The sequence below is a fragment of the Pseudomonas fluorescens genome, from assembly GCF_001307275.1.
GTDB classification, from domain to species: Bacteria; Pseudomonadota; Gammaproteobacteria; order Pseudomonadales; family Pseudomonadaceae; genus Aquipseudomonas; species Aquipseudomonas fluorescens_AA.
Genome location: NZ_CP012831.1, coordinates 2,196,344 through 2,218,484, shown reverse-complemented (window position 1 = coordinate 2,218,484; position 22,141 = coordinate 2,196,344). Strand labels below are relative to the sequence as shown.

Here is a 22,141-nt window from a genome sequence, read left to right as displayed (position 1 = left end):
TCAGCGGCCGGACGTGATGTTCAACCCTTTGAGCAAGCTCAAGGCCTGGGCCAACTGATAGTCGTCATCCTGGGGCATCGGCTTGGCCTTGGCGCCGGAACCGGTCGGTTTGTCGGCGCCGCCGTTGCCGTTGCCCAGGTGACCTTGCAGGTCGGCTTCCTTGAAGTATTCGCTGTCCTGCTCGTTGGTGATCTTGGCCTTGCGCACTTCGATGTCCGGGACAATGCCCTGGGCCTGGATGGAACGGCCGTTGGGCGTGAAGTACAGCGCGGTGGTGATCTTCAGGGCACGGTCGTTGTTCAGTGGCAACACGGTCTGTACCGAGCCCTTGCCGAAACTGGTGGTGCCCATGACCACGCCGCGCTTCTGGTCCTGCAGGGCGCCGGCGACGATTTCCGAAGCCGAAGCGCTGCCGCCGTTGATCAGCACCACCAATGGCACGGCTTCGCTCAAGTCGTTGCCAGTGGCCGAGAAGCGCAGCTCGGAATTGGCGATACGGCCCTTGGTGTAGACGATCAGGCCCTTGGTGATGAAGTGATCCACCACTTCCACGGCCGATTGCAGTACGCCGCCGGGGTTGTTACGCAGGTCCAGGACCAGGCCGTTGAGTTTCTTGCCGTTGTCCTTGCGCATCTTGGCCAGGGCCTTGGCGACTTCTTCGCCGGTCTTGACCTGGAACTGGGTGATGCGGATGTAGCCGTAGCCCGACTCCAGCAACTGGCTCTTCACGCTCTTGACCTGGATGACCGCACGGGTCAGGGTCACGTCGAACGGTGTGCCACCATCGCGCACCAGGGTCAGGGTGATCTTCTGGCCGATCTTGCCGCGCATCTTGTCCACGGCTTCGGTCATGCTCTGGCCGCGGGTCGGCTGGCCGTTGATCTTGACGATGAAGTCACCGGCCTGGATGCCGGCCTTGGAAGCTGGCGTGTCGTCGATTGGCGAGACCACCTTGACGAAGCCGTCTTCGCTGCCGACCTCGATGCCCAGGCCGCCGAATTCGCCGCTGGTGCTTTCCTGCAGCTCGGCGAAATCTTCCGGGCCCAGGTATGCCGAGTGCGGGTCAAGGTTGCTGAGCATGCCTTTGATGGCGTTCTCCAGCAGCATCTTGTCATCCACCGGTTCCACGTAGGCGGCCTTGATCCGGTCCATGACCTCGGCAAAGGTGCGCAGTTCGTCCAGCGGCAGCGGCGCCTTGGTGGTTGCGGCAGTGGCGGCGGGGGCCGACGGGGCCGGTTCGGCGGCGAAAGCCAGGGGCGCACCGATCACGAGGGCGATCGTCAGGGCCAGCGAGGTAAGGCGGGACAAATGCAGCATGTCGAACGAACTCCTTAATAGGATGGGCGCGCTTATCCTTGCGCACGACACCATTGGGCCGGGTCACTGGGGCGACCCTGCTGACGAATAGCGAAATACAGTGCTGGCGTATCCTGCCCGCCACTGTTACCGACCGTGGAGATGGACTCACCGGCCTTGACCACGTCGCCCGCCGACTTGAGCAGCGTCTGGTTGTGGCCGTACAGGCTCAAGTAACCGTTGCCGTGATCGAGGATCACCAGCAGGCCGGCGCCGCGCAACCAGTCGGCGAATACCACGCGTCCGCCATGCACGGCATGTACCTGGCTGCCGGCCGAGGCGCTGATCATCACCCCGTCCCACTTGGTGCGGGTATCGTCGCCGCGGGTTTCACCGAAGCGCGCAAGCAATCGACCATTGACCGGCCAAGGAAGTTTGCCTCGGGCTGAAGCAAAAGCGCCGCCAAAGGTTTCGCCGTCACTGGAAACCAGTGCGCCGGGGCTGGATTTTGCCGGTTTGCGCGGTGCATCGCCGGCGTCTGCGTCGGCCTGGGCTTCACGCAAACGCTTTTTTTCGGCTTCCTGCTGGGCGATCAGCGCTTTCTGGCGCGCTTCTTCCGCCTCTCGGGCCTGGCGGGCCAGGGTCTCTTCGATGGTTTTCAACACATTGGCCAGTTCGGCCTGGTCCTGCTCGCGGGCCTTGAGCTTGCTGTCGCGGGCCTTCACGTCGTCATTGAGCTTGGCCAGGGCCACCTGGCGCTCCTTGCGAACCTTCTCGAGTTCTTCGCGCTGGGTGTCGAGGCTGCTTTTCTGCACCAGCAACTGGGCCTGCTGCAGCTCGATGTCTTTTTCGACATTGGCCAGTTGGCGCAAGGTTTCATTGAAGCTCTTGAGTTGTTCCAGGCGGGCCTGGCTCAGGTAATCGTAATAGGTGAGGGTACGGGCGAATTTCTCGGGGTTCTGCTGGTTGAGCAGCAGCTTGAGGTATTCCTGGCGGCCATTCTGGTAGGCGGCCCGGGCCTGGATGGCGATCAGCTTTTGTTGTTCAGTGCGCGCGCTCTGGAGTTTTTTTTTCTCTCCATCGAGCCGCTGCAGCTCGGATTCGCTTTTCTTCAGTTCTTTTTGCAGGGCGTCGACCTGCTTCTCCAGCTTGCCCATCTCGGTTTCAGTGCCGCGCAGGTCTTTCTGCACGCTGGATTTCTCTTCCTGCAACTTGCCCAGCAGCTTTTTCAGCTCGGCAATGTCCTGGCGCGTGGCTTCCAACTGCTGTTGGGTTTGCGCGCGCTCGTCGGCAAAGGCCGGTTGGAGCAAGCAGGTCAGAACGAGGGCTATCAGGACGCGAAGCATAGAGGCGGGCGACACCAGGGAAAGGGACGGCCTAGTATGCCCGCCCCACGCCGCAAAAAAAACGCCCATTTGGGGCTGTGTGATAACTGGCCCGAAAAACACCAAGAACCCATGTGGGAGCGAGCTTGCTCGCGATGGCGGTGCATCAGTCAACATCAAGGTTGGCTGATCCGGCGCTATCGCGAGCAAGCTCGCTCCCACAGGGTTTGCGGAATCAGACCAGGATCGACGTCCCGGTCATTTCCGCAGGCTTTTCCATGCCCAGCAACATCAGCATGGTCGGCGCCACGTCAGCCAGCACGCCACCGTCGCGGACCTTGAAGTCCCGCTTGCCGACATAGATGAACGGCACCGGCTCGGTGGTGTGGGCGGTGTGGGCCTGGCCGGTGGATTCGTCGGACATCTGCTCGACGTTGCCGTGGTCGGCCGTGATCAGTGCTTCGCCGCCGACCTTTTCCAGGGCCTCGACGATACGGCCAACGCAGGTGTCCAGGCATTCCACGGCCTTGACCGCCGCCTCGAACACACCGCTGTGGCCGACCATGTCGCCGTTGGCGTAGTTGACCACGATCACGTCGTAACGCTGGTTTTCAATGGCGTCGACGATGCGGTCGGTCACTTCCGGTGCGCTCATCTCCGGTTGCAGGTCGTAGGTGGCGACTTTCGGCGAGGGGATCAGGATGCGTTCTTCGCCCGGGAACGGTTCTTCACGGCCGCCGGAGAAAAAGAACGTCACGTGGGCGTACTTTTCGGTCTCGGCGATGCGCAGTTGGGTCTTGCCGTTTTTCGCCAGGTAGTCGCCCAGCACGTTTTCCAGGCTGCCGGCGGCGAAGGCCGAAGGCGCGGGAATGCTGGCGGCGTATTGGGTCAGCATGACGAAACCGGCCAGTTTTGGCTGGCGGGCACGCTCGAATTCCTTGAAATCGTCTTCGACGAACACGCGGGTCAGTTCACGGGCGCGGTCGGCACGGAAGTTCATGAACACCACGGCATCGCCGTCTTCGACTTTCACCGGCTCGCCAATGGTGGTGGCTTTGACGAATTCATCGCTTTCGCCGCGTTCGTAGGCGGCTTGCAGGCCTTCCTGGGCGGTGGCGGCGTTGAATTCGGCGCTGCCGTCGACGATCAGGTTGTAGGCCTGGGACACGCGATCCCAACGGTTGTCACGGTCCATGGCGAAGTAGCGGCCGACGAGGCTGGCGATGCGCCCCTTGCCGAGGGCCTGGAACGTTGCGTCCAGCAGCTCGATCGACGACGTGGCGCTTTTCGGCGGGGTGTCGCGGCCATCGAGGAACGCGTGCAGGTAGATCTTCTCGGCGCCGCGCTTGGCAGCCAGTTCGGCCATGGCGATCAGGTGGTCCTGGTGGCTGTGCACGCCACCGTCGGACAGCAGGCCCATGAAGTGCACGGCCTTGCCGGCGGCCACGGCTTTATCCACGGCGGCGCAGATGGTCGGGTTTTCGAAGAACTCGCCGTCGCGGATCGATTTGGTCACGCGGGTGAAGTCCTGGTACACCACGCGGCCTGCGCCGAGGTTCATGTGGCCGACTTCGGAGTTGCCCATCTGTCCGTCCGGCAGGCCGACGTCCATGCCGCTGCCGGAGATCAGGCCGTTGGGCACGCTGGCCCACAGACGGTCCAGCACCGGCTTGTTGGCCGAATACACGGCGTTGGATTCGTGGCTGTCACTGTGACCGAAGCCGTCGAGAATCATCAGGACCAAAGGTTTAGGCGTGGTAGTCATGGAATCCACTCGTGGCGGGTTAAAAGAAGACGATGGAAAAGGGACGGGCAGTTTAAAGGTAAGTTCCGGCGGCGTCACCGCCGGGCGGGGTTTGGCCGGCCTTGCGTGCTGTGTATACTGGCCGACATTTTAACGCCCTGGAACCTCCTTCGATGGTTGCTCACCTGATTCAATTTGCCACTAACCACTACATTCTCGTCGGTATCTTCGTCGTGCTGCTGGCGTTGCTGGTTGCCCACACGATGCAGGGCGGCGGTCGCAGCCTGAGCACTGGCGAGCTGACCGCACTGGTCAACAAGGATGCCGGCCTGGTGGTGGACATCCGCCCGAGCAAGGATTACGCCGCCGGTCACATTGTCGGGGCGGTGAACATTCCCCAGGACAAACTGATGGCGCGGATCGGCGAGCTGGAGAAACACAAGGCCAAGACGTTGATCCTGGTGGACGCCCAAGGCCAGCACGCCGGCACCCACGCCCGCGAGCTGATGAAGTCCGGTTTTACCGCCGCCAAGCTGTCCGGCGGCGTTGCCAGCTGGAAAGCCGACAATCTGCCCCTGGTGAAGTGAAATGTCCCACGTTGTTGTCTATTCCAGCGATTACTGCCCCTATTGCTCCAGAGCCAAGTCCCTGCTCCAGAACAAAGGCGTGGCCTTCGAAGAGATCAAGGTCGACGGCAAGCCGCAACTGCGCACCGAAATGACCCAGAAGGCCGGGCGCACCTCCGTGCCGCAGATCTGGATCGGCAGCACCCACGTGGGCGGTTGCGATGATCTGTTCGCCCTGGAGCGCGCCGGCAAGCTCGACGCGCTGCTCAAGGCCTGAATTTCCCACTAAAGAACCTGAAAGTAAGAAGGATCTGCGATGACTGACCAACAGAACACAGCTGCCAGCGAAGAAGAAGCCGCACCGCAATTCTCCTTGCAGCGCATTTATGTGCGTGACCTGTCCTTCGAAGCCCCGAAAAGCCCGGCGATCTTTCGCCAGCAGTGGGAGCCGAGCGTAGGCCTGGACCTGAACACCCGTCAGAAAGCCCTGGAAGATGACTTCCACGAAGTGGTGCTGACCCTGTCGGTCACCGTCAAGAACGGTGACGAAGTGGCGTTCATCGCTGAAGTGCAACAGGCCGGGATCTTCCTGATCAAGAACCTGGATGCTCCTTCGATGAGCCACACCCTGGGCGCGTTCTGCCCGAACATCCTGTTCCCTTACGCCCGGGAAACCCTGGACAGCCTGGTAACCCGCGGCTCGTTCCCGGCCCTGATGCTGGCGCCGGTGAACTTCGATGCCCTGTATGCGCAAGAACTGCAGCGCATGCAGCAGGAAGGCGGCGCGACCGTTCAGTAAGCGTCTACTGCCAGGCATAGCGCTCGACGGCCAGGCACAAAACCTGTGGGAGCGAGCCCTGTGGGAGCCGAGCCTGTGGGAGCCGAGCTTGCTCGCGATGAGGTCGACACGGTTCAACTGCAAAACCGTGTCATCGTTCATCGCGAGCAAGCTCGGCTCCCACAGGCTCGCTCCCACAGGTGTTTCTGGCTGACAGGAACGGCTCAGGCGAACCCGTTCTGCCGCCACGCCTCATAAACCGCCACCGCCACGGTATTGGACAGGTTCAGGCTGCGGCAGCCTTCACGCATTGGCAGGCGCAGGCGCTGTTCGGCGGGCAGGGCGTCCAGTACGTCGGCCGGCAGGCCACGGCTTTCCGGGCCGAACAGGAACGCATCGCCGGCGACGAAGCTGGCGTCATGGAACGGCCGCGAACCCTTGGTGGTAAAGGCGAACAGACGCGGATGCCCGAGGCTTTCCAGACAACTGGCGAGGTCGGCGTGACGCTGCAAGGTGGCATACTCGTGGTAGTCGAGGCCGGCGCGGCGCAGGCGCTTGTCGTCCATGTCGAAGCCCAGCGGTTCGATCAAATGCAGGTGGCAGCCGCTGTTGGCGCACAGCCTGATGACGTTGCCGGTATTCGGCGGAATTTCCGGTTGAAAAAGGATGACGTGAAACATGCACGGCTCCGCAGATAAAGATGAGCGGCATTCTACGCCGCAAACCGACCGACGTTCGAAGCTAATGCCTCGGGTGATGGGCTCTTTGGCGATCTTCGGCGTGATGGTCGGGCTGATGATCGGGCGCCTGACCACGCCCGAGCCGAGCGCGTTGCAACAGATCGAGGTGACAGACGGAGCGCTGGTGGCCTGGTTCAACAATGAACCCAAGCTCCATGGCGAAATTGTCGACGGCTCAGTGGCGTTGCTGTTCCAAGCAGAAGGCCAGCCGCAGAAGGGCCAGCTCAAGCTCAACGGCAAGGATGTGAACTGGCGGGTGCGTTTGAGTGACGAGGGGTTGTTGCTGACGCTGGTGGCGGCGCGTCCATTGCGAGGGGCGTGGACCGGCAGCGAGGTCGATGACCGCTGGCGGCTGGAGGTCCGTCTCCAGGAGCAATAAAAGAGGGAATCCCCGGCCTGCCTGTACCAAGGTCCCCAAAACGGGAGGGCTCGCGCTAAGCGCATGGCCCTGGGTGTAAAGAAGGGAAACCTTGACCTGCCTGTATCAAGGCCCCCAAAACAGTGGGCTCACTGAGCCCGGTATAAAATGGGGATTCCCCGGCCTGCCTGTACCAAGGTCCCCGAAACTGGGTAGTGATCTAGCTATTGCAGGGGGCGTGCCAGTTTTAAATTATTTGTCACAAAAACGCTTTCTGTAACGCAAAAGCCCCGTATTCCGGGGCTTTTGCTTTTGTTTGTGCGGTTTTTCCGAGCTGGGCCGATTGGTTTTGGCGGGTGGTGCATGTGCAATTGCGGTTCGCAGTGCATTGATGCGGTGCATGAGGCCTTTAAAAGCATCGCGAGCAAGCTCGCTCCCACAGGATGGACTGTCCCCAAAAAGTTGGACACCCATCTGACTTTTGGGGGGCAGTCCAGGAATTGCGTTTCCCTTGTGGGAGCGAGCTTGAACTGGCCTAATGATTTTGGACACTTCAATCGGGCGCTATGATGGCGCCCAAATCTGAGGTGTTTTGGTTATGCGTAAATCTTACTCCAGTGAGTTCAAACTCAAGGCGGCCAGCATGGTGCTGGACGAGGGACAGTCGGTTCCCGAAGTCTGCGCCAGCCTGGATATTGGGCCCACGGCGCTTCGCCGCTGGGTCGATCAGGTTCGCAAGGAACGCTTGGGTTCGACCCCGGTGGGCGCCAAGGCGATTACCGCTGATCAGCGTGAAATTCAGCAGCTCAAAGCGTTGCTCAGGCAAAAAGACCTGGACATTGAAATCCTAAAAAAGGCCAGTGCTCTCCTGCTTTTGGACTCCAAAGATCATTCTCGTTGATCAATGAGCTGGACGAGCAGTACGGCGTTAACAATTGCTGTCGGGCGTTTGGAGTCAACCGCAGCAGCTTTTACGCCTGGCGTCAGCGCCAAGGCAAAGTGAAGCCCGAGCGGGAGAAACTTAAAGCCGTGCTGGTCGAGCATCACAAGGAGTCCAGAGCATCCGCGGGGTCTCGCACCCTTTCCAAGGAGCTGCAAGCAAAGGGACATCGTGTCGGGCGGCATATGGCTCGCAGCTTGATGCGCGAAGCCGGTGTTGCCAGTCGTCAGCGCCGGCGGCACAAGTACAAATCTTCCGGCGTGGAAGCGTTGGTGGCGCCGCACGTGCTCAAGCGCAAGTTTGATGTCACGGCGATCAACCAGGTGTGGTGTGGCGATGTGACGTACATCAAGGTCGGCAAGCGCTGGATGTATTTCGCGGCGGTGCTGGATCTGTTTGCTCGCCGGATCGTGGGCTGGTCGTTTTCAATGATTTCCGATGCCTCGCTGACCTGCGAAGCGTTGCGAATGGCGGTGCAATTGCGAGGTTGCCCAAAAGAGGTGCTGTTTCATTCCGATCAAGGCTGCCAATACACCAGCCACAAATTCAGGAATGAAATGCGCAAGCATGGACTCCTGCAAAGCATGAGTCGCAAAGGTGAGTGCTGGGACAACGCCCCGATGGAGCGTTTCTTTGGGAGCCTGAAGTCAGAGTGGGTGCCAGAAGATGGCTACAGCTCGGAGCATGAAGCCCGCGTGGATGTGCAGCGTTATGTGATGCGTTACAACAACGTCAGACTCCATAGCTACAACGACTACCGGTCGCCGGTAGCTATGGAGAAACTGGCAGCATGAAACCGTAACTGGTGTCCAAAATTAGTTGACCAGTTCAGCTTGCTCGCGATTGGGCCTTCAAATTCAGCGAAGGGCTAAAGACCGATCAGCCCTCATCCCCGTCATCATCATCCCCACCGTCGACTTTCATCCCCAATTCCTTGATCTTGCGGGTCAAGGTATTGCGGCCCCAGCCCAGCAGCACGGCGGCATCGCGGCGGCGGCCGGCGGTGTGCTTGAGGGCGGTTTCGATCATGATCCGCTCGAAGGCCGGTACCGCGCTGTCCAACAGGCTCGACTGACCGCGGGCCAGGGCCTGATCGGCCCACTGGCGCAGGGCTTGCTCCCAGTTGGTCACGGGGGCCGAATCCTGCGGCAGGCTCAGCAGTTCCGGCGGCAGGTCGCTGATGTGCACTTCGCGACCTGAAGCCATCACCGTGATCCAGCGGCAGGTGTTCTCCAACTGGCGCACGTTGCCCGGCCACGGCAGGTTCTTGAGGTATTCCTCGGTTTCGCTCTTGAGCAGCTTGGGCTCGACCGCCAGTTCCTGGGCCGCGCGGCTGAGGAAGTGCCGGGCCAGGGTCGGGATGTCTTCGCGACGATCCGCCAGGCGCGGGATATGAATGCGGATGACGTTCAGGCGGTGGAACAAGTCCTCACGGAATTTGCCGGCGTGAACCAGGGTTTCCAGGTTCTGGTGGGTCGCGGCGATGATGCGCACGTCCACCTTCACCGGTGTATGGCCGCCGACCCGATAGAACTCGCCATCGGCCAGCACGCGCAGCAAGCGGGTCTGGGTGTCGGCCGGCATGTCGCCGATTTCATCGAGGAACAACGTGCCGCCGTCGGCTTGCTCGAAGCGCCCGCGCCGCAGGTTGGCCGCGCCGGTGAAGGCGCCTTTTTCGTGGCCGAACAGCTCGGACTCCATCAAGTCCTTGGGAATCGCCGCCATGTTCAGCGCGATGAACGGCGACGCCGCGCGTGGGCTGTGGCGGTGCAGGGCGTGGGCCACCAGTTCCTTGCCGGTGCCCGACTCGCCATTGATCAGCACAGTGATGTTGGAGTGGCTCAAGCGCCCGATGGCGCGAAACACTTCCTGCATCGCCGGCGCTTCGCCGATGATTTCCGGGGTGCGGGCCAGGGCCGGCACCTCTTCCATGCCTTGTTGTTCCTGGGCGTGCTGGTTGGCGCGCTTGACCAGCGATACGGCTTCGTCGACGTCAAATGGCTTGGGCAGGTATTCGAAAGCGCCGCCCTGGTAGGACGCCACGGCGCTGTCCAGGTCGGAATGGGCGGTCATGATGATCACCGGCAGACGCGGGTGCTGTTCGCGAATCCGCGCCAGCAGGTCCAGGCCGCTGGCCCCGGGCATGCGGATGTCGGAGATGATGACGTCCGGTTGCTGACGCGCCAGGCGACTCATCACCCCATCGGCGCTGTCGAAGCTCTGGGTGGTCATGCCTTCCTGTTGCAAGGCTTTTTCCAGGACCCAACGGATAGAACGGTCGTCATCGACGATCCACACGGTTTCACTACGGCTCATGTCGATGTGGCTCCTTGTTCCAGTGGCAGGAAGATCGAGAAAGTGGTGTGGCCGGGGTGGCTCTCACATTCGATCAAGCCCTGATGCTGACTGATGATGTTCTGGGTAATGGCCAGGCCCAGCCCGGTACCGTCCGGACGGCCGCTGACCATGGGAAAAAAGATGGTTTCCTGCAGTTCGGCAGGGATGCCCGGACCGTTGTCGATGATTTCGATCTTGGTCACCAGGCGATGGCGCACGTGGCCGATGGTGAACTGGCGCATGGCGCGGGTGCGCAGGCTGATGCGACCCAGGCGCAGTTCGTTCTGGCTGCTGATGGCCTGCATCGCGTTGCGCACGATGTTCAGCACCGCCTGGATCATCTGCTCGCGGTCGATCAAGACGTCGGGAATGCTCGGGTCATAGTCGCGCACCAAAGTGATGCAGCCCTGGCTTTCCGCTTCCACCAGGCTGCTGACGCGCTCCAGCACTTCATGGACGTTGCACATCGCCAGGGATGGCAGCTTGTTCGAACCGAGCATGCGGTCCACCAGGTTCCGCAGGCGGTCGGCTTCCTCGATGATGACGTTGGTGTAGTCCTTGAGGCTTTCTTCCGGCAGTTCACGGGCAAGCAACTGTGCCGCGCCACGTATTCCGCCGAGAGGGTTCTTGATCTCGTGGGCCAGGCCCCGCACCAGCATCTTGCTGGTTTCCTGCTTGGACAACTGCGCTTCCTCCTTGGTGATGCGCAGCAAGCGATCACGCGGGTGGACTTCCAGCAGCAACAAGGTGGCGCCGTTGTTCAGGATCGGCGTGACCGCATAATCCACGGTCAGGGTCTGGCCGGTCAGGGCGGTGAGCATCGCCTCGCGCTTGGTGAACGGGTGAGCCTGCTCCACCGCTTGGCGCAGGGAGTTGAGCGCTTCGGCGGATTCGGTGAACAACTCGCTGATGAACTGCCCGTGGCTGCGCTGGCCGCTGACAGCCAGGAGCATCTCCGCCGCCGGGTTCATGTACTCGAGGCGCAGTTCGGCGTCGAGCAGGATGGTCGCGGTGGTGAGGTTGTCGAGCAGCAAGCGGTGTAGTGCGTCGCTAATGGTCATCAGGACCTCTTTTGGAGCGTAGCAACTCGGGACCGGTCCCAAATTGCGCGCGCGATTAATGCGCTGTCACAAGGAAAATGCAAAAACCAAACCAAGGCTCCGAAAAGAAGCGTTTAGAGCCTCAAAAGGGTGTTTTTCGCTCGCTTGCGTGGCGTTCTGCCAGCTTTTCCGGGTACTTTCGAACCAAAATGGGTTTTTGGACTGAGTAGTGTGCAAGCTATTGCACCAATATAGTGCGGCAGCCTGGGCGGTGTTAAAAAAACGGCAAGATGCTGCTTTTTTCTTCTTCAGGTTTTTCGGCGAGGGGGCACTCCGGGCGTTGACCGTAATCGGCTGTGGCACAGGGCTTGATGCGGCGCTTCTGCGCAAGGGATATGCGTTGCATGTGGAAGGGCTGGTTGGCGGTGCGTTCGACGATACGGTCCTGCTCGTCGAGGATTTCGACCGCCAGGTGATGGGTGCCTCGATCGATGTCGCTCAAGGCGAATACCGGGCTCGGTCCCGGCGCGCCCGTTGGTTTGCCGTCGAGCAACAGGCGGTAGCGGTGGCCTTTTTTCAGGCCCGGCTCGCTGGTGACACTGACGATCAATTCGCCTGCGGTGCTGCGTATCGTCGCGTCCGGCTCGGGAATCAACAGCCTGAGCATTTCGTAATGAAACAACGGTTCGGGCCGGGCTTCGGTCGCGGGCGCCGAGGCTGTGCCCGTGGGCGGCGCCGGCATCCGGTTGCCGGGTGGCAGTTGGACTTTCTTTGCGTTGCCGGGGCGCGGCTGATCGGTGAATACGCGATTGCCCTGGGCATCGATGTAGGTATAGACCTGCGCCACGCCGGGCATCGCCGTCAGCGCCAGGCCCAGCGTGAGCAGCCAGCGGATCATGGCTGGTGCACCCGTTGCACGGTGAAAGTGACGGTTTCGCTTTGCTGCACGAGGTTGTCGCCGTCGATGACTTGAACCGTCAGGCTGTGCTCGCCTCGGTCGATATTCACCAATTGCAGGCGCGGCACGTTGCTTGGTTGGCCGTAGGGCTGCCCGTCCAGCAGCAACCGGAACAGATGCGGGCTGCGCAGGCGCGGTTGAGCGTGTACGCCAACGGTGAAGGTGCCGTTGTTGGCGCGCAGGGCCTCGTCGGTGGGGATGTCGGTCAGTTCCAGGATTTCGTAGGCATCGCGCGGCTTTTCGCTGTTGGCGGGAGGCGTCGGTGTGCCCGGGCTGGCCGGAGACTGGCGTTCGATGCTGTTGAGCGGCGGCAACTCCACCGTCTGGGCCGGGACGCCTTGGGGCGGCTGGTTGCTGTAGGCGGTATTGCCCTCGGCGTCGATGTACTTGTAGATCTGCGCGGCGGCGGGCAGTGCCAGCAGCAACAACAGGATGATTGAAAAACCGCGCCCCATAAAATCGACCGAAAACTGAAAGTGTTGAGTTGCAGCATAGGTCAGGGGGGAGGGTTGGCCCAAGTTGTTGTGTGTTGGGCCATGACCTGCCCTGTGGGAGCAAGCTTGCTCGCGATGGCGGAGTGTCAGGCACTGAGGTGTTGAATGTGCTGGCCTCATCGCGAGCAAGCTCGCTCCCACAGGGGGGGGCTTAGGCTTTTGTGGAGATACACAGCTCTGCGGTTGCTCGGATCAGGGCGAGCCGGTGCACCGGGTGTTGCTTGTCGTGGTGGGTGGCGTGGGCCAGCCATTGCGGGCACTGCGGGTCGGTGCGATAGGGGGCGAAGTCGGCCAGTTGTTGCAGCAGGCGTTTCTGCAGGCGGTCGAGCTGCGGGCGGATCTGCCCCACCAGGTCCGGGCGCGGGAGGTCCGGGGCCTTGCCGTCCAGGGCCCAGTCGGACAAGTTGATGTACTGCACCATTTTGTTGGCTTCTATCTGGGCGGCAAAAAACGCTTCCACGGTTTCGTTGCTCAGTTTGTAGGCCGGTGCCTGGGCAACGGCGGCGGCGATGACTTCACGCTCGCGCTGACGGTCCTCTACGGGTTTGCCACTGTCCCATTTACTCAGCGCCACTTGATCGGCGATGGCCAGGCGCTCGCCAATGGCGTTAAGCAACGGGGTCAGGGCTTCTGGGGCGGGAGTCGAGGCGGCTGCGGCGGTGGAGGCCAGCAGCGCGGCAGACAGGGCAAGGCAGAGCTTGAAGCGCAAAGTCATGGGCAGTCTCGTCTTCTAGGGGGAGCGACGGGGCATCATGCACGTAACCGGCGCCCATAAAAAAGGCCTCCCGAAGGAGGCCTTTCTTTATTTCACGCCGTGCGTGGCGGCGCTACCGGATCAGCAGCTGTAGTACAGCTCATATTCCAGTGGGTGTACGAAGGTGCGAACCTTGATTTCTTCTTCGCTTTTCAGTGCGATGTAAGCGTCGATGAAGTCATCGCTGAATACGCCGCCTTTGGTCAGGAACGCACGGCCCTTGTCCAGCTCTTCCAGGGCTTCTTTCAAGCTGCCACACACCTGTGGGATTTCCTTGGCCTCTTCAGGCGGCAGGTCATACAGGTTTTTGTCAGCGGCATCGCCAGGGTGGATCTTGTTCTGGATACCGTCCAGGCCGGCCATCATCAGTGCAGCGAAGGCCAGGTACGGGTTGGCAGCCGGATCCGGGAAGCGTGCTTCGATACGGCGGGCTTTAGGGCTGTTCACGTAAGGAATACGGATCGAGGCGGAACGGTTGCGAGCCGAGTAGGCCAGCATGACCGGTGCTTCGAAGCCTGGTACCAGACGCTTGTAGGAGTTGGTCGACGGGTTGGTGAAGCCGTTCAGGGCCTTACCGTGCTTGATGATACCGCCGATGAAGTACAGGGCAGTGTCCGACAGGCCGGCATAGCCTTCGCCTGCGAAGGTGTTCTTGCCGTCCTTGGAGATCGACATGTGAACGTGCATGCCCGAACCGTTGTCGCCGTACAGCGGCTTCGGCATGAAGGTCGCGGTGCGGCCGTAGGCGTCAGCAACGTTGTGTACGCAGTACTTGAGGGTCTGTACTTCGTCAGCCTTCTTGACCAGCGTGTTGAATTTCACGCCGATTTCGTTCTGGCCGGCAGTCGCCACTTCGTGGTGGTGAACTTCGACGGTCTGGCCCATTTCTTCCAGTGCGTTGCACATGGAGGTACGGATTTCGTGGTCGAAGTCGAACGGTGGAACCGGGAAGTAACCGCCTTTGATGCCTGGACGGTGACCTTTGTTGCCGCCTTCCACGTCCTGGTCGGACATCCACGAACCTTGTTCGGAGAAGATCTTGAACATGGAGCCGGAGATGTCGGACTTGAACTTGACCGAGTCGAAGATGAAGAACTCAGGCTCAGGACCGAAGAAAGCGGTGTCGCCGATGCCGGTGGACTTCAGGTATTCCTCGGCGCGGTGGGCGATGGCGCGTGGGTCGCGGTCATAGCCTTGCATGGTCGAAGGTTCGATGATGTCGCAGACCAGGATCAGGGTCGGCTCTTCGGTGAACGGGTCCAGGACGGCGGTTTCGTCGTCCGGCATCAGGATCATGTCGGAGGCTTCGATGCCTTTCCAGCCAGAGATGGAGGAGCCGTCGAACATTTTCCCGATTTCAAAGAATTCGTCGTCCAGCGCATCACGGGCCGGCATGGTCACGTGATGTTGAGTACCTTTGGTGTCAGTGAAGCGCAGATCAATCCACTTGACGTCATGATCTTTGATGAGTTGAACCGACTTCGACATATGTCCTCCGGGTGGCTTCGGGCGGGTAGTGGAGTGCCCTTAGATATGGGTGATGCCGGCGCGAATACTCTGCCAAGGCAACCTGCCTCACAAGGGAGCAAATTGCATGCCAGTGCCCCAGCATGGGTTTTTTGCACCAAATCCACGCTTTTAAAGGCGTAAATCAAAGATTGTCCGACAATAACGCACTGCAATGTGGCGTCGTCAATCGATAATGACCTGTTTTGGTGCGTGCAAAACCATCTGCACATTAACTGGTTAAACCTTGAGCAATTTCCGCTATAATCCGCGCCCCCCTTTTTCGGCTGGCCGTTCGCGCGCTGTTTTCATGAAACTAATCGTAAAAGTCTTCCCCGAGATCACCATCAAGAGCCGCCCGGTACGGATGCGTTTCATCCGCCAGTTGGCCAAGAACATCCGTGCCGTGCTCCGAGACCTGGATCCGGCCGTGGTGGTGAATGGCGTGTGGGACAACCTCGAACTGGAAACCCGTGTCAGCGAACCCAAGCTGCTGAAGGAAATGACCGAGCGCCTGAGTTGCATGCCGGGCATCGCGCATTTTTTGCAAGTCGATGAATACCCGCTGGGGGATTTCGACGACATCCTCGCCAAGTGCATGCTTCATTATGGTGACGCACTGGCCGGCAAGATCTTTTCGGTGCGTTGCAAGCGCGCCGGCAAGCACGCATTCAGTTCGATGGATGTGGAGAAGTTCGTCGGCAGCCAGTTGCGCCGGCAATGTGGCGCGGCCGGTATTTCGCTGAAAGACCCGGAAATCGAAGTGCGCATCGAAATTCGCGACCAGCGGCTGTTCGTGATCCACAGCCAGCACAACAGCATCGGCGGTTATCCGCTGGGTTCGCTGGAGCAGACCCTGGTGCTGATGTCCGGTGGCTTCGACTCCACGGTGGCCGCCTATCAGATCATGCGTCGCGGGTTGATGAGCCATTTCTGCTTCTTCAACCTCGGCGGGCGTGCCCATGAACTGGGCGTGATGGAAGTGGCGCACTTCATCTGGAAGAAGTACGGCAGCTCCCAACGCGTGTTATTTGTGAGTGTGCCGTTCGAGGAAGTCCTGGGCGAGATTCTCGGCAAAGTCGATAACAGTCATATGGGCGTCATTTTGAAGCGTATGATGTTGCGCGCCGCTTCACGAATTGCCGACCGCCTGCAAATCGATGCGCTGGTGACCGGCGAGGCGATCTCCCAGGTGTCGAGCCAGACGTTGCCGAACCTGTCGGTGATCGACTGCGTGACCGAGAAGCTGGTCTTGCGTCCACTGATCGCCAGCCACAAGCAGGACATCATCGACCAGGCCAACGAAATCGGCACCGCCGAGTTTGCCCGGCACATGCCGGAATACTGTGGCGTCATCTCGGTCAATCCGAAGACGGCGGCCAAGCGCGGGCGGGTGGAGCACGAAGAGAAAGAATTCGACATGGCGGTACTCGAGCGAGCGCTCGAAAACGCCAGGCTGGTGCCGATCGATCGCGTTATCGACGAATTGGGCCAGGACATCAAGATTGAAGAAGTCGGCGAAGCGCTGGCCGGTCAGATCATCATCGACATCCGCCACCCGGATGACGCTGAAGACGACCCGCTGAGTGTCGCCGGCATCGAGGTAAAAACGATGCCGTTCTATGCCGTGAACGCGCGTTTCAAGGAACTGGACCCTACTCGCCAGTACCTGCTGTATTGCGACAAAGGCGTGATGAGTCGCCTGCATGCCCACCATTTGCTCAGTGAGGGGCATGCCAATGTGCGCGTTTATCGACCGAGCTAAGTGCCCGGGGCTGTTTGCCTGTGGCCTGCGTCACCGGCCCCCCGACGCCGCCGACAGGCTGTAACGGCTTTGTCGGACTCAACGTAAATCGCTGCCACGACCTGTCAGCACACCGAATCCTCTGATCGAGATACACAAGTGATCGAAAATCTACGCAACATCGCCATCATTGCTCACGTTGACCATGGTAAGACCACCCTGGTAGACAAACTCTTGCGTCAATCCGGCACCCTGGAGCGCAACGAGCTCAACGACGAGCGCGTGATGGACTCCAACGACCAGGAAAAAGAGCGCGGTATTACCATCCTGGCGAAAAACACCGCCATCAACTGGAACGGCTACCACATCAACATCGTGGACACCCCGGGCCACGCCGACTTCGGTGGTGAAGTAGAGCGCGTGATGTCGATGGTCGACTCCGTGCTGCTGCTGGTTGACGCTCAGGACGGCCCTATGCCGCAAACCCGTTTCGTGACCAAGAAGGCCTTCGAAGCCGGCCTGCGTCCGATCGTGGTCATCAACAAGGTTGACCGTCCAGGCGCGCGTCCGGACTGGGTTCTGGACCAGATCTTCGACCTGTTCGACAACCTGGGTGCCACCGAAGAACAGCTGGACTTCAAAGTCGTCTACGCCTCGGCCCTGAACGGCATTGCCGGTCTGGACCACACTGCCATGGCTGAAGACATGACCCCGCTGTACCAGTCGATCGTCGACGACGTACCAGCGCCGAAAGTCGACCGTGACGGTCCGTTCCAGATGCAGATCTCGGCACTGGACTACAACAGCTTCCTGGGTGTGATCGGTGTTGGCCGTATCGCCCGTGGTCGCATCAAGCCGAACACCCCGGTGGTTGCCATCGACGCCGACGGCAAGAAGCGCAACGGTCGTATCCTCAAGCTGATGGGTCACCACGGCCTGCACCGCATCGACGTCGAAGAAGCTGCGGCCGGCGACATCGTCTGCATCAGCGGCTTCGAGCAACTGTTCATCTCCGACACCCTGTGCGACCCACTGAACGTCGAAGCGATGAAGCCGTTGACCGTCGACGAGCCAACCGTTTCCATGACCTTCCAGGTCAACGACTCGCCATTCTGCGGTAAAGAAGGCAAGTTCGTGACCAGCCGTAACATCAAGGAACGCCTGGACAAAGAGCTGCTCTACAACGTTGCCCTGCGCGTTGAAGAAGGCGACTCGGCCGACAAGTTCAAAGTGTCCGGCCGTGGTGAGCTGCACCTCTCGGTACTGATCGAAACCATGCGTCGCGAAGGCTTCGAAATGGGCGTGGGTCGTCCTGAAGTGATCATCCGCATGGTTGATGGCGTCAAGCACGAACCGTACGAAAACGTGACCATCGACCTGCCGGAAGAATCCCAGGGCGCGATCATGGAGCAAATGGGCCTGCGTAAAGGCGACCTGACCAACATGGTTCCGGATGGCAAGGGCCGTGTGCGCCTTGAGTACAACATCCCGGCCCGTGGCCTGATCGGTTTCCGTAACGAGTTCCTGACCCTGACCTCCGGTGGCGGCATCCTGACCTCGATCTTCGATCGTTACGACGTGATGAAGTCCGGCGACATGTCCGGCCGTCAGAACGGCGTGCTGGTATCGGTTGCGACCGGCAAGGCCCTGACCTACTCGCTGGAAACCCTGCAAGCGCGCGGCAAGCTGTTCGTCGAGCACGGCCAGGATATCTACGAAGGTCAAATCGTCGGCCTGAACAGCCGCGACAACGACCTGGGCGTGAACCCGACCAAAGGCAAGAAGCTCGACAACATGCGTGCTTCGGGCAAGGACGAAACCATCGCCCTGGTTCCGCCGGTCAAGTTCACCCTGGAGCAAGCGCTGGAGTTCGTACAAGAAGACGAACTGTGCGAAGTGACGCCGAAGTCGATTCGCCTGCGTAAGAAAATCCTTGGCGAAAGCGAGCGTACCCGCGCTGCCAAGAAAAGCGGCAACTGAGTTTCGACTTAGTTAGCGGCTGAAAAAAAACGCCCCTGATTGTGAGATCAGGGGCGTTTTTTTATGCCTGGGATTTGTGCGGTGCTTGTCAGGGCCCCATCGCGAGCAAGCTCGCTCCCACAGTGGATTTGCAGTGGGTACAGATGTTGTGTCCGACAGGAATCCCCTGTGGGAGCGAGCTTGCTCGCGATGGCGTCGGCTCAGGCACCGCTGAACCCGCAGTCGATCAGAATTTGTCCAACGTCCGCGGATTCCGCTCGCGCTCCACTTCCTTGGGCTTGTAGGCACAATACCCCGGCCGTGGCCCAATCCGCGGATGGTTGCGGCAGGTGTCCGGGCGCTTCTCGTAAATGGTGCACAACCGGCTCTTGCGGTCCAGATAAAGGCAATCGTTGTTGCTCATGCGCTGGAGCGTGAAAATTTCCGACTTCTGGTTGTAGCGCTCGACGATCCCTTCCTTTTGCAGGCGCTTGGCGATGTTCTTCGGCGGGTCGCCCAGTTCGAACTCATCGACGATGCCGATGCGGATCAGGTCCTTGATCTTGGCTTCCACCGGCAGTGTGCAGCAGCTCGACACGCAGGAACCGCACATCGGGGCGGAGTACTTGGCCCAGGTATCGAGTCGGTCGATCTCCGCGGCGGCGATCAGGTTGGGCTTCATCATCACGGTTTACCAGCATGCATCAGGGCGCGCGATCATACCGGGACTGGTGAAATTTTGAACGACCATCTGCCGGTTTTTTTTCATTCGGGACAAACCGCTCCCGGACCGGCACGGCCCCTGCATTCATTCGCTTATCCGGCAATTCTCTGACGACGATTCTCCGTCACAGGGAAAAACCACCGAACCAGAGCCTGTGCCGTCTGTCAGACCGACTAGGCTCAGACAATTCCATGCTCGTTCGAGGTCTCATCAATGACTCAAGAACCACTTGTTCGCGAAGCTGAAGTCGCTGCATTTCGCGACGCTGTGTTGACCAAGCTCACTTACGCCGTCGGCAAGGACCCGGATCATGCGTTTGATCACGATTGGTTCGAAGCCATTGCCCTGGCCGCCCGCGACCACATGGTCGAACACTGGATGGACCACACGCGGCAGATCTACCGCAAGGGCCAGAAGCGCGTCTATTACCTCTCCCTGGAATTCCTCATCGGCCGCTTGCTCTACGACAGCCTGAGCAACCTTGGCCTGCTGGACACCGCGCGCGAGGCCCTGACCGAGCTGGGCGTGGACCTGGAGCGCATCCGCCTGCTCGAACCCGATGCGGCGCTGGGCAACGGTGGTCTTGGCCGCCTGGCGGCGTGCTTCATGGAAAGCATGTCCACACTGGGCATCGCTGGCCATGGCTACGGCATTCGCTATGAGCACGGCTTGTTCCGCCAGGCGATTGTCGATGGCTGGCAGCAGGAGCAGACCGAGCATTGGCTGGACTTCGGCAACCCGTGGGAGTTCGAGCGGCCGGAGGTGGTCTACCCGATCGGCTTTGGCGGCAGCGTCGAGACCGTGACCGATGAGGCCGGCAAGACCCGGCAAGTCTGGTCCCCGGCCGAAACCGTGCGGGCCATCGCCTACGACACGCCGGTGGTGGGTTGGCGCGGTGCCAGCGTCAACACCCTGCGGCTGTGGCGCGCCCGGGCCATGGAAGACCTGCACCTGGAACGCTTCAATGCCGGCGACCACTTGGGCGCGGTGGCGGAAGTGGCCCGGGCCGAAAGTATTTCCCGCGTGCTCTATCCGGCCGACAGCACCGAAGCCGGCCAGGAACTGCGCCTGCGCCAGGAGTATTTCTTTGTCGCCGCCTCGTTGCAGGACTTGCTGCGGCGCCATCGCAACATGCACACCTCGGTGCTGACCCTGGGCGACCATGCGGCGATCCAGCTCAACGACACGCACCCGTCCATCGCCGTGGCCGAACTGATGCGGCAACTGGTGGATGTCTATGACGTGGCCTGGGATGCGGCCTGGCAGATCACCCAGGACACGCTGTCCTACACCAACCACACACTGCTGCCCGAAGCCCTGGAGACCTGGCCGGTGGGGCTGATGGAGCGCATGTTGCCCCGGCACATGCAGATCATCTACCTGATCAACGCCCAGCACATCGATTCGCTGCGGGCCAAAGGCGTGCACGATTTCGACGTGCTGCGCTCGGTTTCGCTGATCGAAGAGGACAACGGTCGCCGGGTGCGCATGGGCAACCTGGCGTTCCTCGGTTCCCACAGCGTCAACGGCGTGTCCGGGTTGCACACCCAACTGATGCGCAGCACGGTGTTCTCCGAGCTGCACAAACTCTATCCGGACCGGATCAACAACAAGACCAACGGCATCACCTTCCGCCGCTGGTTGTTCCAGGCCAACGCCGAATTGACCTCGATGATGGTCGACGCCCTCGGCCCGAGCGTGCTCGACAATCCCGAGGAGCGCCTGATCGAACTGGAACCGTTTGCCGACAAGCCGGCGTTTCGCAAGCAGTTCGCCGAGCAGCGCCTGCACAGCAAGAAAGCCCTGGCTTACCTGATCCACGAGCGACTGGGCATTGCCGTCAACCCAGCCGCGATGTTCGACGTGCAGGTCAAGCGGATCCACGAATACAAGCGCCAGTTGCTCAACCTGATGCACACCGTGGCGCTGTACCAGGCGATCCGTGCCGAGCCGGAAGTGGACTGGGTGCCGCGGGTGAAGATCTTCGCCGGCAAGGCCGCCGCCAGTTACCACCAGGCCAAGCTGATCATCAAGCTGACCAACGACATCGCCCGAGTGGTGAACAACGACCCGACCGTGCGCGGTCTGCTCAAAGTGGTGTTCCTGCCCAACTACAACGTCAGCCTGGCCGAAAGCATCATTCCGGCGGCGGACCTGTCGGAGCAGATTTCCACGGCCGGCTTCGAAGCGTCGGGCACTAGCAACATGAAGTTCGGCCTCAACGGCGCACTGACCATCGGTACCATGGACGGCGCCAACGTGGAGATGCATGAGCGCGTCGGTGGCGAGCACATGTTCATTTTCGGCCTGACGGCTGAGCAAGTGGAAGCGCGCAAGCAAAACGGTGAGTTCAGCGCTGCGCCGGACATCGCCGCCTCCCATCGCCTGAACGATGTATTGCAGGCGATACGGGGCGGGGTGTTCTCGCCGGATGATCCGATGCGCTACGCCGGGCTTGTCGACTCGCTGGTGGACTACGACCGCTTCCTGGTCTGTGCCGACTTCGACTCGTACTGGAACGCCCAGGCCAAGGTCGAAGAGCGTTGGCATGACTCCAAGCAATGGTGGCGTTCGGCGGTGCTCAACACCGCGCGCATGGGCTGGTTCTCCTCGGACCGGACCATCCGTGAATACGCCACCGATATCTGGAAAGCCCTGGAGTAGTATTTGCTGCAAGAAATGTGAGCGAAGCCCAACGGCGGTTGGGCTTCGTCGATATACTAGGCGCCAGTTTCGCCGGGCTGTGTGGCCGGACTCAGCAATTGGCAGCGCCAACATTCCAACGTGGGAGCGAGCTTGCTCGCGATAGCGGTGTATCAGTCAACCTTAAGGTGTCTGTCATGCCGCTATCGCGAGCAAGCTCGCTCCCACAGGGTTT

General features: G+C 60.6%; 20 protein-coding genes. 9 read left to right on the top strand and 11 right to left on the bottom strand.

The genetic code is table 11. From position 1 onward, the window contains the following. From AO356_RS09795 to gpmI, 3 genes are all read right to left on the bottom strand, one after another. Positions 1–1,317, bottom strand: a complete 1,317-nt coding sequence (locus AO356_RS09795) for a S41 family peptidase (protein WP_060739610.1) — start codon at positions 1,315–1,317, stop codon at positions 1–3. Positions 1,318–1,349: 32 nt separating this feature from the next. Beyond that, positions 1,350–2,642 (bottom strand): murein hydrolase activator EnvC family protein, encoded by a 1,293-nt coding sequence (locus AO356_RS09790; RefSeq protein ID WP_060739609.1) that lies wholly within the window; start codon positions 2,640–2,642, stop codon positions 1,350–1,352. Positions 2,643–2,856: 214 nt separating this feature from the next. Then, positions 2,857–4,386, bottom strand: a complete 1,530-nt coding sequence (gpmI, locus tag AO356_RS09785; protein WP_060739608.1) for a 2,3-bisphosphoglycerate-independent phosphoglycerate mutase — start codon at positions 4,384–4,386, stop codon at positions 2,857–2,859. 152 nt (positions 4,387–4,538) lie between these two features. Between gpmI and AO356_RS09780 the strand changes: the two genes are divergently transcribed. From AO356_RS09780 to secB, 3 genes are read left to right on the top strand one after another with little or no spacing between them, the layout of a single operon-like run. Continuing rightward, positions 4,539–4,952: a rhodanese-like domain-containing protein gene (locus AO356_RS09780; RefSeq protein ID WP_060739607.1), complete on the top strand. Its 414-nt coding sequence runs from the start codon at positions 4,539–4,541 to the stop codon at positions 4,950–4,952. A gap of 1 nt (position 4,953) precedes the next feature. Beyond that, positions 4,954–5,208, top strand: coding sequence for a glutaredoxin 3 (grxC, locus tag AO356_RS09775; RefSeq protein ID WP_060739606.1), 255 nt, complete (start codon positions 4,954–4,956; stop codon positions 5,206–5,208). A 39-nt stretch (positions 5,209–5,247) separates the two neighbouring features. Continuing rightward, positions 5,248–5,730 carry a protein-export chaperone SecB gene (gene secB, locus AO356_RS09770; protein WP_060739605.1) on the top strand — a complete coding sequence of 161 codons (483 nt, stop codon included), beginning with the start codon at positions 5,248–5,250 and terminating at the stop codon, positions 5,728–5,730. A gap of 203 nt (positions 5,731–5,933) precedes the next feature. On the opposite strand, the gene trmL is transcribed toward secB, so the two are convergent. Next, positions 5,934–6,389: a tRNA (uridine(34)/cytosine(34)/5-carboxymethylaminomethyluridine(34)-2'-O)-methyltransferase TrmL gene (gene trmL, locus AO356_RS09765; protein ID WP_053117534.1), complete on the bottom strand. Its 456-nt coding sequence runs from the start codon at positions 6,387–6,389 to the stop codon at positions 5,934–5,936. On the opposite strand from trmL, the gene AO356_RS09760 reads away from it, so the two are divergent. The 3 genes from AO356_RS09760 (at position 6,388) to AO356_RS09750 (ending at position 8,541) form a co-directional block, all read left to right on the top strand. Continuing rightward, positions 6,388–6,828, top strand: a complete 441-nt coding sequence (locus AO356_RS09760) for a hypothetical protein (protein WP_081015338.1) — start codon at positions 6,388–6,390, stop codon at positions 6,826–6,828. The two genes, trmL and AO356_RS09760, sit on opposite strands and share 2 nt — an antisense overlap. 622 nt (positions 6,829–7,450) lie before the next feature. Next, entirely contained in the window at positions 7,451–7,708 is a 258-nt protein-coding gene (locus AO356_RS33015) for a transposase (protein ID WP_237140769.1), read from the top strand. Continuing rightward, a complete protein-coding gene (locus tag AO356_RS09750) occupies positions 7,705–8,541 on the top strand; it encodes an IS3 family transposase (protein WP_060739330.1) in 837 nt (278 codons plus the stop codon). Before AO356_RS33015 ends, AO356_RS09750 begins: the two co-directional genes overlap by 4 nt. 85 nt (positions 8,542–8,626) lie before the next feature. Here AO356_RS09750 and ntrC read toward each other — a convergent pair whose 3' ends face one another. The 6 genes from ntrC to glnA form a co-directional block, all read right to left on the bottom strand. Next, complete coding sequence (gene ntrC, locus AO356_RS09745; RefSeq protein ID WP_060739603.1) at positions 8,627–10,063, bottom strand: nitrogen regulation protein NR(I); 1,437 nt, start codon at positions 10,061–10,063, stop codon at positions 8,627–8,629. After that, a complete protein-coding gene (gene glnL / locus AO356_RS09740) occupies positions 10,060–11,145 on the bottom strand; it encodes a nitrogen regulation protein NR(II) (RefSeq protein WP_053117539.1) in 1,086 nt (361 codons plus the stop codon). The genes ntrC and glnL overlap by 4 nt, the downstream gene beginning before the upstream one ends. A 253-nt stretch (positions 11,146–11,398) precedes the next feature. Beyond that, positions 11,399–12,022 carry a DUF4124 domain-containing protein gene (locus AO356_RS09735; RefSeq protein WP_060739602.1) on the bottom strand — a complete coding sequence of 208 codons (624 nt, stop codon included), beginning with the start codon at positions 12,020–12,022 and terminating at the stop codon, positions 11,399–11,401. Further along, entirely contained in the window at positions 12,019–12,537 is a 519-nt protein-coding gene (locus AO356_RS09730) for a DUF4124 domain-containing protein (protein ID WP_060739601.1), read from the bottom strand. The genes AO356_RS09735 and AO356_RS09730 overlap by 4 nt, the downstream gene beginning before the upstream one ends. Before the next feature lie 190 nt (positions 12,538–12,727). Next, complete coding sequence (locus AO356_RS09725) at positions 12,728–13,291, bottom strand: chorismate mutase (protein ID WP_060739600.1); 564 nt, start codon at positions 13,289–13,291, stop codon at positions 12,728–12,730. A 120-nt stretch (positions 13,292–13,411) separates the two neighbouring features. Next, on the bottom strand, positions 13,412–14,818 hold the full coding sequence (gene glnA / locus AO356_RS09720) for a type I glutamate--ammonia ligase (RefSeq protein WP_014336114.1): 1,407 nt from the start codon (positions 14,816–14,818) through the stop codon (positions 13,412–13,414). 328 nt (positions 14,819–15,146) lie between these two features. On the opposite strand from glnA, the gene thiI reads away from it, so the two are divergent. Next, positions 15,147–16,601 (top strand): tRNA uracil 4-sulfurtransferase ThiI, encoded by a 1,455-nt coding sequence (gene thiI / locus AO356_RS09715; protein WP_060739599.1) that lies wholly within the window; start codon positions 15,147–15,149, stop codon positions 16,599–16,601. Positions 16,602–16,739: 138 nt separating this feature from the next. Beyond that, positions 16,740–18,560: a translational GTPase TypA gene (gene typA, locus AO356_RS09710; RefSeq protein WP_003186725.1), complete on the top strand. Its 1,821-nt coding sequence runs from the start codon at positions 16,740–16,742 to the stop codon at positions 18,558–18,560. Between the two features lie 226 nt (positions 18,561–18,786). Here the strand turns inward: typA and AO356_RS09705 are convergent, their stop codons facing one another. After that, positions 18,787–19,224 carry a YkgJ family cysteine cluster protein gene (locus AO356_RS09705; RefSeq protein ID WP_025211360.1) on the bottom strand — a complete coding sequence of 146 codons (438 nt, stop codon included), beginning with the start codon at positions 19,222–19,224 and terminating at the stop codon, positions 18,787–18,789. A 252-nt stretch (positions 19,225–19,476) separates the two neighbouring features. Here AO356_RS09705 and AO356_RS09700 point away from each other — a divergent pair, with 252 nt between their 5' ends. Beyond that, positions 19,477–21,927, top strand: a complete 2,451-nt coding sequence (locus AO356_RS09700; RefSeq protein ID WP_060739598.1) for a glycogen/starch/alpha-glucan phosphorylase — start codon at positions 19,477–19,479, stop codon at positions 21,925–21,927. Positions 21,928–22,141: the final 214 nt, after the last annotated feature.

Excerpts from the sequence above, each read along its gene's own strand:
- AO356_RS09725 (WP_060739600.1), bottom strand. The coding sequence starts at position 13,291 with ATGACTTTGCGCTTCAAGCTCTGCCTTGCCCTGTCTGCCGCGCTGCTG.
- AO356_RS09705 (WP_025211360.1), bottom strand. The coding sequence starts at position 19,224 with ATGATGAAGCCCAACCTGATCGCCGCCGCGGAGATCGACCGACTCGAT.
- thiI (WP_060739599.1), top strand. The coding sequence starts at position 15,147 with ATGAAACTAATCGTAAAAGTCTTCCCCGAGATCACCATCAAGAGCCGC.
- trmL (WP_053117534.1), bottom strand. The coding sequence starts at position 6,389 with ATGTTTCACGTCATCCTTTTTCAACCGGAAATTCCGCCGAATACCGGC.
- AO356_RS09760 (WP_081015338.1), top strand. The coding sequence starts at position 6,388 with ATGCACGGCTCCGCAGATAAAGATGAGCGGCATTCTACGCCGCAAACC.
- glnL (WP_053117539.1), bottom strand. The coding sequence starts at position 11,145 with ATGACCATTAGCGACGCACTACACCGCTTGCTGCTCGACAACCTCACC.
- secB (WP_060739605.1), top strand. The coding sequence starts at position 5,248 with ATGACTGACCAACAGAACACAGCTGCCAGCGAAGAAGAAGCCGCACCG.
- grxC (WP_060739606.1), top strand. The coding sequence starts at position 4,954 with ATGTCCCACGTTGTTGTCTATTCCAGCGATTACTGCCCCTATTGCTCC.
- AO356_RS09730 (WP_060739601.1), bottom strand. The coding sequence starts at position 12,537 with ATGGGGCGCGGTTTTTCAATCATCCTGTTGTTGCTGCTGGCACTGCCC.
- AO356_RS33015 (WP_237140769.1), top strand. The coding sequence starts at position 7,451 with ATGGTGCTGGACGAGGGACAGTCGGTTCCCGAAGTCTGCGCCAGCCTG.
- AO356_RS09790 (WP_060739609.1), bottom strand. The coding sequence starts at position 2,642 with ATGCTTCGCGTCCTGATAGCCCTCGTTCTGACCTGCTTGCTCCAACCG.
- glnA (WP_014336114.1), bottom strand. The coding sequence starts at position 14,818 with ATGTCGAAGTCGGTTCAACTCATCAAAGATCATGACGTCAAGTGGATT.
- AO356_RS09735 (WP_060739602.1), bottom strand. The coding sequence starts at position 12,022 with ATGATCCGCTGGCTGCTCACGCTGGGCCTGGCGCTGACGGCGATGCCC.
- ntrC (WP_060739603.1), bottom strand. The coding sequence starts at position 10,063 with ATGAGCCGTAGTGAAACCGTGTGGATCGTCGATGACGACCGTTCTATC.
- AO356_RS09780 (WP_060739607.1), top strand. The coding sequence starts at position 4,539 with ATGGTTGCTCACCTGATTCAATTTGCCACTAACCACTACATTCTCGTC.
- AO356_RS09795 (WP_060739610.1), bottom strand. The coding sequence starts at position 1,317 with ATGCTGCATTTGTCCCGCCTTACCTCGCTGGCCCTGACGATCGCCCTC.
- AO356_RS09700 (WP_060739598.1), top strand. The coding sequence starts at position 19,477 with ATGACTCAAGAACCACTTGTTCGCGAAGCTGAAGTCGCTGCATTTCGC.
- gpmI (WP_060739608.1), bottom strand. The coding sequence starts at position 4,386 with ATGACTACCACGCCTAAACCTTTGGTCCTGATGATTCTCGACGGCTTC.